The organism is Lewinellaceae bacterium (genome assembly GCA_020636105.1).
Lineage (GTDB): Bacteria > Bacteroidota > Bacteroidia > Chitinophagales > Saprospiraceae > BCD1.
Map to the genome: position 1 here is coordinate 1082630 of JACJYL010000002.1, position 13009 is coordinate 1095638.

Here is a 13009-nt window from a genome sequence, read left to right on the forward strand (position 1 = left end):
TTTGTATGGTTAAAAAAGTGTTCAATTTTTTAATGAATAAATCCTACTCCTGCAGTATTTTTTGTTTGTGGATCAATCAAAATGAAGGCCCCAGTGGATTTATGCTCTTCATAGGAATCGTAAAACAAGGGTTTGCTCAATTTCAACCGGACGTTCCCGATCTCATTGAGTATCAGGCGCCCGGGAAAAGGTTGTTCTCCTGAAAAATCAGTATTGATTACCGTTTCAATTTCCTCTACCCTGACAAGTACGTCTTTTACTCCGTGTTGTAAGATATATTTTTCCGCCTCCTGCAATGGCTTTTTATCCATCCAGCAAATGGTCGCTTCTATATCTTTACCCATTTTAGCAACTTCTGACGATTTTACAATCATATCTCCACGGCTCACATTAAGGTCATCCTCCAGGGTCACGGTGATGGAACTTCCCCTTTCTGCGGTGCTGAATTTTTCATCAAAAAAATGGATCCCCTTAATTTTAGAGGTGGTTTGAGAAGGCAATACGATAATCTCATCCCCCACCGAAATTTCTCCACCGTACAATTTTCCTGCATAACCTCTGAAATCGTGGTAACCGGCTGTTTTGGGCCTGATCACCGTTTGCACGGGAAATCGCATGGGTGCCTGTTCATAAACATCCTGTACATCTATCTTTTCAAGGTGTTCCAATAAGGTCTTGCCATGATACCAGGGTGATTTTTTCGACTTACTAACCACATTATCTCCATGTAGTGCACAGATCGGGATGAAGGTTATTTTCTGACCGCGATAGGTGCTTCTTCCAGCGAGTTCCTCTATTTCTTCTTTTATTTCATTGAATTTGTCTTCCGAAAAATCGACCAGGTCCATTTTATTGATCGCCACCACGACATCTTTTATTCTCAACAAGTTATTGATAAAAAAATGACGGTAAGTTTGTTCAATCACCCCGTTTCGGGCATCGATTAAAATGATGGAAACCTGGGAAGTGGAAGCCCCGGTCACCATATTGCGGGTATATTCGACGTGGCCGGGAGTGTCGGCAATGATATAACTCCTGGTTTTGGTGGAAAAATAAATATGTGCCACGTCAATGGTGATCCCCTGCTCTCTTTCTGCCACGAGGCCATCAGTCGCCAGGGAGAAGTCGAGGTAATCAAACCCTCTCAACCTGCTGCTTTGCTCAATGGCCTGCAATTTATCGTCAGTCAGTGAATGGGTATCATAAAGCAATCTGCCGATAAGGGTACTTTTGCCATCGTCAACACTGCCTGCCGTGGCTATTTTTAATACCTCCATAATATTGAATTTTTATTTAAAGCCTGTTTAAACCCAACCCTCAAAAATATCCCTGCTGTTTTCGTTTTTCCATGGCGGCTTCCGATCTTTTATCATCGATCCTTGCCCCCCGCTCTGACAGCGAAGACACCCTGATCTCTTTGACCACCGTTGAAATGTCACTGGCCTCGGAAATTACGGCGGCGGTACAGCTCATATCTCCTACCGTTCTGAACCGGACCACTCGTTCCTCCACACTTTCATGCTCATCACGGTGAACGACAGCATCATTGGCTGACCAGATCAGGCCATCCCTGATGAAAGTAGGTCTTAGATGGGCAAAATAAATAGAAGGAATCTCAATTTTTTCTTTTTCAATATAAGTCCAGACATCGAGTTCTGTCCAGTTTGAAATAGGAAAAACCCTAACATTCTGCCCCAGGTCAATCCGGCCGTTCAGCATATCAAAGACTTCCGGGCGCTGATTTTTTTCGTCCCATTGTCCGAAATCATCTCTGACCGAAAAAATACGTTCTTTTGCCCGGGCTTTCTCTTCATCCCGGCGGGCTCCCCCAATGCAGGCATCAAAGCCAAATTCTTCAATTGCATCCAGTAAGGTTTCCGTTTGCAGCATATTACGGCTGGCGTAACGCCCCGATTCTTCTTTCACTTTTCCGGCATCAATGGTATCCTGTACATATCGAACGATCAGTTCCAGGCCAAGTTCCTTCACCAGCTTATCCCGAAAAGCGATCGTTTCCGGAAAATTATGTCCTGTATCAATATGCATCAGCGGGAAAGGTATTTTGGCAGGGTAAAAGGCCTTTTGTGCCAGGCGTACCAGGGTAATGGAATCTTTGCCCCCTGAAAAAAGCAACACGGGTTTTTCAAACTGGGCCACGACTTCCCTTAAAATATGGATGGCTTCGTTTTCCAGCGGATTTACTTTTAGTATCGATTGAGTCATATGCTGTGGATTTAAGAATGTAAGCCACATTCTCTGTTCGCTAATACTTTTGTCGGATCATAATATTTGAATTCATTCGGCAGGCCGTTTGCGACAAGGTATGCATCCAATTCACTATCTGACCAATGGTAAAAAGGACTAATTTTCAATACGCCGTCACGGCTAACCGAGGCGATGTCAATCTTATCCCGAAATGCCGTTTGACCTTTCCTGAGATTGGTAAACCAAACATCCGGAAGGTGTTCCTTCATCGCACGGTTAAAGGGTTCCAGTTTTACCTGTTCCGTAAATATTGAGTGCCTTGGATCATCGATATCCGGAATGCCAAGCACGACATCCCTATGGGCGACCGTTTGTCCGGGGACATACAGGAACACATTCAGTGCAAGCAGCTCTTTAAGCGCTTCAGCATGTCGATAGGTATTGGGAGTGTTGTATCCCGAATCGCACCAAATGACTTTAATATCTTTTTTACACTCTGCGCAAACATGCAGGATGGCCGCTTCATAGGGTCTGAAATTGGTCGTTACAAGAGGGTGTTCCGCCACAGACAGTGCCCAATCCACGATTTCCCGTGGTGATTTATCTCTTAACTTCTTATTAATGGCTTCCAGATCAGGCCATTGAGTTTTTGCTTTCATGTTTTTCCCCATTTTATATTATTCCACATTCTTTCGTGAAAAAAGTACAATACCATTTTTGAGCACAGTTCTACGGCGCCTATCGAAAAGGCAATGCTCAGCGTCCCGGTGATCAGCCACGAAATGATCACGGTATCCATGGTGCCCAACATCCTCCAGCTAATGGACTTGACAACACTCCGTACCGGTCTTTCTGAATGCTTATCTAAAAGAAAATCCCTGTCGTTTTTCACGGCCTGGTTAAAAATCATTGTCGGTCATTTTACTTAAAACTTAAATCCCATCGGATTAGTAGGAATAAAGTGCAAAAGTATCTTCTTTTTTAACCCGTGCAAATTTTTTTACATTAATTTTTTAGAAAAAATCCGATATGAAAAATCCATTGATAATGAAAATAACATAAAAAGCCAGCATGGAAAAGGAAGATTTAAGTAAGGTCAGCCAGCGTATTATCACGAAAAACTTTGAGGGTATTGTCCCTGACTTTGATCATTAGTTTGTTTACCCTGCATTCATCCTCATCCGGGCAATCTTTACATTTTTCATAATAATTCAGGCTTACACAGGGCAACATAGCGATGGGACCTTCAAGGATGCGGATGACATCTGCCATAGGAATTTCCCCGGGAGGTTTTAGCAGATAATACCCTCCGCCTTTACCTTTCCTGGAGCTTAAAATACCTGATTTTCTCAAAGTCAGCAATATGCTTTCCAGGAACTTTGGAGGGATATTTTCACATTTAGCAATTTCTGAAACGGCAACAGGGTCTCCGCCATAACGGCGGGCAATAAAAGCAAGTGCTTTTAACCCGTATTTTGTTCTTTTTGAAAGCATTAGGCTAAGTTAAGCAAATAACAAAATTTTCCAATTAATTCCTTACGTTTTGTTACGTAAGTATCCGGGCCTTATGAATTTTGATATTTTTGCCGCAGCAATCCCACGAAAACAAGCTAAGGGAAATGTAAAATTTAGAATGATAAATTAAAAATGTAAAAGTGTTGATTTTCAGTGATTTACATGATTAAAATTGTCAATTTATTTTTGAACTGTTCCTAAAGCATGCGCTAGGTGTTTTTTCGTTTTATAAAATTAAGAAGCCGAGACTTCTCGATGAAATTCCGGCTTCTGATTTTATTTATATGTTTTACTAACCGCTATGGGAAAATACCCATGGCGTTGTAATCGTCTGCAATTTTCAGTAAGGCAGTAACGAAGGCTGCCGTTCTGAGGTCTTCGATTTTCTTTTTACGCTTTTGCGTATCGCGTACCTCATTATAGGCAGTGATCATGGTTTCTTCCAACCCTGAACGAACCAGATCTATCTCATCGGCCCCTCTCGCCAGAATATCGCGATCACGATGGCTTACCGTTTTGCCGGTCATTTCTTCCACTTTCGCGAGAATGCCATCAAACTGGTTCTGCTGAAAACGTTTTTCCATTCGGCCAAAACGCATATGAGAAAGGTTTTTCAACCACTCGAAATAAGAAACCGTCACCCCTCCGGCATTGAGATAAACGTCAGGGATAATGAGTTTTCCTGCTTTGAGCAAAACTTCTTCAGCCGCTGCCGTGATAGGCCCGTTTGCCGCTTCAGCTATGATTTTAGCTTTTATACGATGGGCATTTTCTAAAGTGATTTGGTTTTCAAGAGCAGCAGGAACCAGGATATCACATTCAAACTCAAGCCCCAGGTTTCTGTCTTTTTGAGCAAAAGTCTTCGCCCCTGGGTAATTGAGAATGGAGCCTGTTTCTTTTCTGACTTTTAAGAGCTGCTTGATATCGATCCCATCTTTTTTATAAATGGCCCCTTCAAACTCTGTTACCCCTACTATTTTCAAATCTCCTTCTTCCTGGGAAATAATGCCTGAATAAGAACCCACGTTACCCAATCCCTGGATCACCATTGTTTTCCCGGCCACTCCTTTTTCCAGTCCGAGTTTTTTCATATCACTTTCATGGCTGCAAGCTTCGCGAATACCATAATAAACGCCTCTGCCTGTAGCTTCCGTTCTTCCCTGAATTCCTCCTTGAGTAACCGGTTTGCCGGTGACCACTCCTGCCGCGTCAATATCATCCGGATGGAAGGTTCTGTAAGTATCATAAATCCAGGCCATTTCTCTCGGTCCTGTTCCATAATCAGGTGCCGGTACATCAATAGCAGGCCCGATAAATTTTCTGCGAATCAACTCCGTAGTGTAACGCCTGGTGATTTTTTCCAGTTGGCTGGGGGTATATTCCCATGGAGTGATTTTAACCCCTCCTTTAGCGCCGCCAAAAGGAACATTTACGATTGCACATTTATAGGTCATCAAAGTAGCCAGGGCCATTACCTCTTCCTGATTAACATGATTACTGAAACGAATTCCACCTTTTGTGGGAGCCCGGTGGTGACTGTGCTGCACCCGATAGGCTTCAATTACTTTAACTTCTTTCCCGAATTTTACAGGAAAGTACATCTTATAAACGGCATTACACACGTTAATTTGTTCTAACAAACCTGCCTGTAATCCTGTGTGTGCAGCAGCCTTATCAAAGTAGTGCTGAACACTTTCATAAAAGCTCATTGTTTTGTCACTCATGATCTCTAATTAAGTTCAATTAAATGGTTAAGGCTAAAATACTATTTGGATTTTCATCCTTTCAATAATTCGGCCAAAAGTCGCTCTTTTTTTTAAAACAACATACATATTTGATGGATTAATTGGAGACATTGTCTGTTTTTTAACAGAATTGATTTTACCCCTGTCACCCCATTTCTTATTGTCGAAAACACACCAAGACCAAGGAAAATTTTGATATTTCAGTACGTATTTTTTTATTGGAAATAATAAAGATTCAGAACGAACCTGAAGGGAGGTGGCATCCAAGCGGAAAAGGAAGGAAGATTGCACAAAAAAAGTGTATCTCTGATGATCAATTCCAGAGATACACTTTAAAATAAGCAATAAAAGGACAAATGGCCTACAGGCTATTTGTATGTTTCATCAACTTACTTTTGAGGTTAGAAGCTTTGTTGTCATGCCAAATGTTACGCTTGGCTAACTTATCGACCATGCTCAAAACTTTTGGCAGATACGAATCAGCTTCTGTTTTATCAGTCATGCCACGCAATTTTTGGATCGCGGTACGAGTTGATTTTTTATAGTAGCGGTTACGCAGACGTTTTATAGCGTCCTGGCGAATTCTTTTCTTAGAAGACTTATGTTGTGCCATATAATACTTTCTTTTTCTATATTTTTAATGATGGCTAATTTTTCGGAGTGCAAAGTTATGTTTTTTTTGGTTAAAAGAAAACATCCCGCGAAAAAAAAATGTTTTCGAATTATTTTTTGACATTGAAACCCTAATTTTGACCTAAACTTATTCAAACTAAGCCTATATTTGCAGACTTTTTAAAAGAAAATCGGAAAATAAAAAATGAGTGATTATTCATTTATATCAAATGCTCATCCATCCTTCATCGAAGCGATGTACCAACAGTACAAAAATGCCCCGGAAAGCGTGGAGGAAAGCTGGCGCACTTTTTTTTCAGGGTTTGACTATGCCGAGCGTGGAAATGGCATGGAAAAAGGCGTTTATGAAGGAGAAATAGACCCCAAAGAACTCAGAGTTTTTAACCTCATCATCGGTTATCGCAATCGCGGACATCTTTTATCAGATACTAATCCTATCCGTGAAAGAAGGGATCGCCGTCCTAAATTGAGAAAAAGAGATTTCGGCCTTTCAGATGATGATCTGGATATTGTATTTCAGTCCGGGGCGGAGATTGGCATGCCCAACGCCACCCTCAGGCAGATTATCGATAAATTGCAGGAAATCTACTGCGGCCATATCGGTTTTGAATACAATCATGTTCAGGATAGTGAGACCAGGAACTGGATCCGCAATTACGTAGAAACCCATCAGCCTAAAAAAGATTACAATGTTCCCCTTGAAAAGAAAAAGAGGATATTACAAAAACTGAACGAAGCGGTCGTTTTTGAAGAATTTTTAGGCACCAAATACATTGGCCAAAAGCGATTTTCTCTTGAAGGGGGAGAAACGACAATTGTCGGGCTCGACGGGATCATCAATGAGGCTGCCGGATTCGGTGTGGAAGAGATCGTGATCGGCATGGCTCACCGTGGGCGATTGAATGTACTGGCCAATATAATGGGAAAAACCTATCAACAGATTTTTAACGAATTTGAAGGGATGGCTGTACCCGAGCAGATATACGGGGATGGCGATGTGAAATACCATTTGGGATATTCATCACAGGTGGAAACCCTGTCTGGCAAAACTGTGCACCTAAAGCTTGTGCCAAACCCCTCCCACCTGGAATCCGTGAATCCTGTGGTGGAAGGTTTCGCCCGTGCGAAAGGCGATTTGCTTTACAATGGAGAACACAATAAGGTGTTGCCGATCCTTATTCATGGAGACGCTGCCGCAGCGGGCCTGGGAATCACTTACGAAACGGTGCAGATGAGCAAGCTGGCCGGCTACCGCACAGGAGGCACCATTCACTTTGTCATCAATAACCAAATCGGCTTTACCACTGATTTCGACGATGCGCGTTCCTCTACTTATTCGACGGCTGCGGCCAATGCCATCCAGGCACCGGTTTTTCACGTCAATGGGGACGACCCTGAAGCCGTGCTGTTCGCCGTGGAATTTGCCGTAAAGTTCAGACAAAAGTTTAATGAGGATGTGTTTATAGATATGGTTTGTTACCGCAAACACGGGCATAATGAAGGCGATGACCCACAGTTCACACAGCCTGAAATGTATAACTTTATAAAAACCCATCCCAATCCACGCCAGATGTATTCGGAGACATTGATCTCCCGAGGGGACGTAGAGATGGAAATGGCCAATAAAATGGAGGAGGAGTTCAAAGGACTTCTGCAAAACAGGTTGGAGGAAGTTCGTGAAAAACCCCTGCCTTATACCTACCAGGAACCTGAACTTGCCTGGAAGGGGCTTCGTTTCGCCACTCATTATGATGAATTCGAGTTGTCTCCCCCCACGGGAATTTCCAGTGATCGCATGCAAAAAATTCTCGATTGGCTGATGACACCCCCGGCAGGGTTTAACCTGGTGCCCAAAATGAATCGTTTGCTAAAAGCCAATCAAAAATTACTGGACGAAAATAAGCTCGATTGGGGATTAGCCGAATTGATGACCTATGGGAGCATACTCCTCGATGGTAAGGATGTAAGGCTGAGCGGTGAGGATGTTAAAAGAGGGACTTTTTCCCATAGACATGCAGTGCTGTCAGATGCAAAAACCTTCCGGCAAGTCAACCGGCTGGATGGAATGTCTCCTGACCAGGGAAGGTTTCATATTTACAATTCCCTGCTTTCTGAATTTGCTGTAATGGGATTTGAATATGGTTATGCCATGGCTTCCCCTGACCCGCTGGTCATTTGGGAAGGACAGTTTGGAGACTTTTTCAATGGTGCTCAAACCATTGTAGATCAATATATTGTAGCCGGAGAAAGCAAGTGGAGAAGAATGAATGGATTGGTACTTTACCTGCCTCATGGATATGAAGGCCAGGGACCGGAACACTCAAGTGCCCGCCTGGAAAGATTCCTGCAAAGTTGTGCTGAATTCAACATGACAGTGGCCAACCTAACCACTCCGGCGAATTTGTTCCACATCCTGAGAAGGCAGCTCGAGAGACCGTTCCGAAAGCCTTTGGTGCTCATGACCCCTAAATCATTGCTTCGTCATCCTGAAGTGGTTTCTGATCTTTCCGATTTCGAAACAGATACCTGTTTCAAAGAGATCATCGATGATCCGGAAGTCAACACCGCTAAGGAAGTAAAAAAAATCAAAAGGGTTTTACAGTGTTCAGGGAAGGTCTATTTTGACCTCCTGCAGCGCAAACGGGAAGAAAAACGCGACGATATCGCCATTGTGCGTTTTGAGCAATTGTACCCGTTCCCGAGCAAGCAGGTAGATTTGCTTAAAGAAAAATACAAAGGAAAAGAAACCTTCTGGGTACAGGAAGAACCTTCCAATATGGGAGCCTGGCAGTATGTCAATGCTTTTTTCCTCGACCACGATTTTAAACTGGTGGCCAGAAAGTCCAGTGCTTCGCCCGCAACGGGATATAAAAAGTTGCACGACAGACAACAACAGGATATTGTGGATCGTGCCTTTGATGTATAGACAGATGACGGTAAATAGTCTTCTGACCTGTTTCTATTTTAATATTTTGAAATAAAATTTAAGGGTTAAAATAGATGTCAGTCAGTATGTTACGGGTTTCATGTTCATTAATCATGGACATGAAACTCGTAACATAAATATTGACTCAGAATAAGAATTCCCTCTACTTCCACTTAATATTACAGCCGCCGCTGGGGTATTGTTTTGCGGTAACCGGTGTGCCTGAAAGTACTGCATCGAGTGCCGCCCTCAGGTCTGCTCCGTTCAAAAGCACATCATTTCCCGGGCGGGAACCGTCAATCCTCCCGCGATAAACAAGTTTCAGGTCGCCATCAAAAACATAAAAATCAGGCGTGCAGGCCGCGTCATAGGATTTGGCCACTTCCTGGCTCTCGTCATATAAATAGGGGAAATCATACCCCACCGCCCTGGCGTGAACCGCCATTTTTTCGGGGCCGTCCTGAGGATATTTTTCGGCATTATTGGAGCTGATCCCTACGAAACCTACTCCCTTGGCCTTGTATTCCTTTACGATCCTGACGATCTCCTCATTGACATGTATGACGTAGGGGCAATGGTTGCATAAAAACATGATCAAAGTCGCCTTGTCAGACCTGACGTCCTCCAGGCTTACGTCTTTGCCTGAAACGGTATCCGGGAGTTTAAAATCTGGTGCTTTGGTGCCCAGAGGCAACATATTAGATTCGATATAAGACATTTTCTGTTTTTGTTTATTTGTTATTGTTGAAGACAAGATGTTCTCATGGTAAAAATCAACGTAATTCACTATATTGATTGAACCTCAAATCCACCTAAAGCTTCACTACTTTTTTTACAGCATTATTTCCTGCTCCGTCATGAATACTTATAAAATAAAGTCCGGGGGGTAATTGTTCAAGATCAAGTTCAAAAAATTGCTGCCCTGCGCCTGTTTGTCCCTGCACTTTCCTGTAAAGTTCCCTTCCCGTTGAATCATGAACTTTAATGGTAAAAAATTCAATAGGCGTTTTAAAATCCATCTTCAGACTTATATGGTCAGAAAAAGGATTGGGCACTACCTCCCAGTGATTCAAAGGTTTTATATCTTCAACAGCATCGGGCAGCGTGATGATGATACAATAGTCTTCGACCTCTCCGTATTCCTGGAATCCACCAGGACAGGGGCCATCCACCGACTGAAATTGCATAACGATCCGCATTCTTGTAAGTCCGGCAGGTGCATCAAGAGGTATTACTACCGTGGTACTAAAATTACTGTTGAACGTCTGTTCCGTTTCGTAGAAGAGTTCGTCTTCTTCAAATTCTCCATCGTGATCATAATCTATATAAATATGAGCATCCTCACTATATGCAAAACCACTGTAGGCAGGGGTGATACTCATTTCATATGATTGGCCCTGTTTTAATTCAGTAGATTCCAGGAGGGTATAATTCCCATAACTTTCGTTATTGCCGGAAGTGTTTTCCAGGTTTCCGAGAGAAAAATAAGCGATCCATTCACTGCTTCCATTCAGGTCCTCGGGAATACAATAAGGAGTATCTGCACACTCGCCGCAACCGGAGGTCATGAAGGTCCGGATCTCACCGTTTTCCCCATCTGAACTACAATGGGTGCGAATCCTGTACTCGTACTCGGTACAATTTTCCAGCCCGGTAAGCACGATCCCATTATTAAAAGCCTGGGATGAAAACCAGGTGTCCCCTCCGGGCTTCCTGTATTCGATAATGTAACCGGTAGCGGTAAGGACCTCGTTCCAAACCAGGGAAACAGTGCTTTCTGTGATTTCGGAAATTTCGATCACGGTGGGAGGTTCGCAACATCCTCCTGTCCGGAAGACGAAACTAGGAGTATATTCGAGGGTATCCGACTGACAAAACCCTTTCAACTGGATTTCATAATCTGTACAAAGTTCCAGTGCTGCTAAGGCCAGGGGAATACTCACCTCTGACGCTTCTGTCCATATTACTTCATCTGTCTTTTTCCACCGCGCATCAACCCTTAAAATACTATCCGATTGTGCCCAGTTGATATTGGCATTGGAGATGCCAATATTATTGGCTGACAAGGTAACGGGAGGAAAGCAGCCGCTACAGTTTTCCATGAGCAACAAGAGACTGTTGTTAACGTTGAGCCTGCCGCCCGTAACGGTTATGCCATTGAGGGATTCATTGGGGTCCGTGCCGTCGAGGATGACCTGTTTCATGAGTAATGCCGCCGCCGCCGGGGCTGCTTTGGCGAGGGAGATAAAGCCATCACAGGGTACGGAATACAGCAATCCGATGGTTCCACTGACATGAGGAGTGGCCCCGGAGGTTCCCCCGAAGGCATTGTAGGAATTACCGATGGATGTGGTCCAGGTATCGGTACCAAAAGCGCCCAGGTCTATAGAATTCAGTCCATAACCGGCAGCAGTTACCTTTTCGTCGAAACGATTCATATTGGTCACTGCAATGAGAAAATCACTGGTACAGGAGGTGGGCAGATCCCCCATCTCATCGACATTGACTTCCAGGTTGGCGGTGGCCCCACAGTTGAGGATACCTTCATGGCCGAGGGTGTCGTACATGGCACACCAAAGCGGAGCGTCTTCAGGTTGTCCGAAATTGGCGCCCCAGGAAGCGTTGGTAGCTACGACAAAAGCACCTTTTTGGCCATTGGTTTCATTGTATAACCTCCTTTGAATGAGGGGATAGGAATAGGCAGCCAGTACATTGGATTCAGCGGTTGAGCTGTTTCGCACGACCATCATTTTAACGTCCCAGCTTACGCCGGTAACTCCTAACCCGTTATTTCCTTTGGCCCCTACAATACCGGCTACGGAGGTCCCATGACTGGTACCGGCTATATCATCATTCCCGGCTGCCGGATTCCACCCCCGGTAATCATCAACGTAACCGTTTCCATCATCGTCGATATCATTATCGGGTATTTCCTGGTAATTTATCCAAATATTGTCTTCAAAATCCTGGTGGGTAAGGTCTATTCCCCCATCAATCACACACACGACGATGGTATCGCCAAAAGCAGTAAGCCCTCCGGTGGTAATATCCCAGGCCAGGTCGGCATCAATATCCGCACCGGGCAGTCCGCCCCCCTGCCCTGTATTGATGTATTGCCACTGGTTATTAAACTGGGTATCGTTAGGAACAGTCGACCTCATCTCAATGAGGTGGTTAAACTGGGCCAGTTTGACTTCAGGGGTCCTTTTTATCGCGTCGAGGATATTGTATTCGTTGATCGTATTGTGATCAAAAGTAAAAGACCAGATATTCATGGGTTTGGAAACGATTCCATTGACCTTAAAATCTGACTTTTCTCCTTTAAAAGTGTTGAACTGAACAGCCCACGCCCTGACATCGGTTTCCGACTCAAACATAACGAGTACTTCCCCCTGGATGCGATCGAGTTGTTGGGAAAAAAGAGGGAAAAAAGAAAGGCAGAGGAAGAGCAGCGTTGCTAAATTCTGTTTGTTCATACTATCAATTTTGTTTTTAACGAGAGAACGAAATTGCAAATTATTGTTTAATATTTAAAATGGTAAATTTTGCTGCTTAAAAAATGAGAAGTGTCGGTCAGCAGAGCAACGAGGTGACATCTTCGCCGGGTAGGCAAAGCGGGAAAGCAAAAGGTGTCATCTCGCCCCTCAAATGGAACTATTCTTCACAAATAACCGTTGCCGTAAAAAACCAATCCAATGAAAACAAAATCTTCTATTAATTTTTTTGCGCCTTTGCATGCCGGAAAATATTACCATGTTTACAACCGGACCAATAATAAGGAATTACTCTTCCTAGATGATTATGACCGAAGTTCCTTTTTGAACCGGTTGAACAGGTTTATTTATCCCTACCTGGATATTTTTGCCTATTGTTTAATGGGAACTCACTTTCATATGCTTGTCAGGATAAAAAGTGTGGAAACCTTAACTGATTAGGTTAAAAGTTTTCCAGCAAATACCAGGAAAGAAGCTCAAAAAAAATTCCT

At 43.5% G+C, this 13009-nt stretch carries 11 protein-coding genes; 2 read left to right on the top strand and 9 right to left on the bottom strand.

What is annotated here, in order from left to right:
* Positions 1–29: 29 nt before the first annotated feature.
* From H6571_21400 to H6571_21430, 7 genes are all read right to left on the bottom strand, one after another.
* Positions 30–1277, bottom strand: coding sequence for a 50S ribosome-binding GTPase (locus H6571_21400; protein ID MCB9326310.1), 1248 nt, complete (start codon positions 1275–1277; stop codon positions 30–32).
* Positions 1278–1317: 40 nt separating this feature from the next.
* A complete protein-coding gene (cysD, locus tag H6571_21405) occupies positions 1318–2223 on the bottom strand; it encodes a sulfate adenylyltransferase subunit CysD (GenBank protein MCB9326311.1) in 906 nt (301 codons plus the stop codon).
* A gap of 11 nt (positions 2224–2234) precedes the next feature.
* Entirely contained in the window at positions 2235–2864 is a 630-nt protein-coding gene (locus H6571_21410; protein MCB9326312.1) for a phosphoadenosine phosphosulfate reductase family protein, read from the bottom strand.
* A complete protein-coding gene (locus H6571_21415; GenBank protein MCB9326313.1) occupies positions 2861–3115 on the bottom strand; it encodes a DUF2061 domain-containing protein in 255 nt (84 codons plus the stop codon). Before H6571_21415 ends, H6571_21410 begins: the two co-directional genes overlap by 4 nt.
* A gap of 176 nt (positions 3116–3291) precedes the next feature.
* Positions 3292–3699, bottom strand: a complete 408-nt coding sequence (locus H6571_21420) for an Rrf2 family transcriptional regulator (GenBank protein MCB9326314.1) — start codon at positions 3697–3699, stop codon at positions 3292–3294.
* Between the two features lie 320 nt (positions 3700–4019).
* On the bottom strand, positions 4020–5444 hold the full coding sequence (locus tag H6571_21425) for a Glu/Leu/Phe/Val dehydrogenase (GenBank protein ID MCB9326315.1): 1425 nt from the start codon (positions 5442–5444) through the stop codon (positions 4020–4022).
* Positions 5445–5826: 382 nt separating this feature from the next.
* Positions 5827–6078 (bottom strand): 30S ribosomal protein S20, encoded by a 252-nt coding sequence (locus H6571_21430; protein ID MCB9326316.1) that lies wholly within the window; start codon positions 6076–6078, stop codon positions 5827–5829.
* Between the two features lie 204 nt (positions 6079–6282).
* On the opposite strand from H6571_21430, the gene H6571_21435 reads away from it, so the two are divergent.
* Positions 6283–9024 (top strand): 2-oxoglutarate dehydrogenase E1 component, encoded by a 2742-nt coding sequence (locus tag H6571_21435; GenBank protein MCB9326317.1) that lies wholly within the window; start codon positions 6283–6285, stop codon positions 9022–9024.
* 163 nt (positions 9025–9187) lie between these two features.
* Here the strand turns inward: H6571_21435 and H6571_21440 are convergent, their stop codons facing one another.
* Entirely contained in the window at positions 9188–9742 is a 555-nt protein-coding gene (locus H6571_21440) for a thioredoxin family protein (protein ID MCB9326318.1), read from the bottom strand.
* Between the two features lie 94 nt (positions 9743–9836).
* Entirely contained in the window at positions 9837–12500 is a 2664-nt protein-coding gene (locus H6571_21445; protein MCB9326319.1) for a S8 family serine peptidase, read from the bottom strand.
* A gap of 219 nt (positions 12501–12719) precedes the next feature.
* Here H6571_21445 and H6571_21450 point away from each other — a divergent pair, with 219 nt between their 5' ends.
* Complete coding sequence (locus tag H6571_21450) at positions 12720–12959, top strand: hypothetical protein (GenBank protein MCB9326320.1); 240 nt, start codon at positions 12720–12722, stop codon at positions 12957–12959.
* Positions 12960–13009: the final 50 nt, after the last annotated feature.

Bases quoted from the DNA above. Each gene is read 5' to 3' on its own strand.
- H6571_21400 (MCB9326310.1), bottom strand. From the start codon at position 1,277: ATGGAGGTATTAAAAATAGCCACGGCAGGCAGTGTTGACGATGGCAAA.
- cysD (MCB9326311.1), bottom strand. From the start codon at position 2,223: ATGACTCAATCGATACTAAAAGTAAATCCGCTGGAAAACGAAGCCATC.
- H6571_21410 (MCB9326312.1), bottom strand. From the start codon at position 2,864: ATGAAAGCAAAAACTCAATGGCCTGATCTGGAAGCCATTAATAAGAAG.
- H6571_21415 (MCB9326313.1), bottom strand. From the start codon at position 3,115: ATGATTTTTAACCAGGCCGTGAAAAACGACAGGGATTTTCTTTTAGAT.
- H6571_21420 (MCB9326314.1), bottom strand. From the start codon at position 3,699: ATGCTTTCAAAAAGAACAAAATACGGGTTAAAAGCACTTGCTTTTATT.
- H6571_21425 (MCB9326315.1), bottom strand. From the start codon at position 5,444: ATGAGTGACAAAACAATGAGCTTTTATGAAAGTGTTCAGCACTACTTT.
- H6571_21430 (MCB9326316.1), bottom strand. From the start codon at position 6,078: ATGGCACAACATAAGTCTTCTAAGAAAAGAATTCGCCAGGACGCTATA.
- H6571_21435 (MCB9326317.1), top strand. From the start codon at position 6,283: ATGAGTGATTATTCATTTATATCAAATGCTCATCCATCCTTCATCGAA.
- H6571_21440 (MCB9326318.1), bottom strand. From the start codon at position 9,742: ATGTCTTATATCGAATCTAATATGTTGCCTCTGGGCACCAAAGCACCA.
- H6571_21445 (MCB9326319.1), bottom strand. From the start codon at position 12,500: ATGAACAAACAGAATTTAGCAACGCTGCTCTTCCTCTGCCTTTCTTTT.
- H6571_21450 (MCB9326320.1), top strand. From the start codon at position 12,720: ATGAAAACAAAATCTTCTATTAATTTTTTTGCGCCTTTGCATGCCGGA.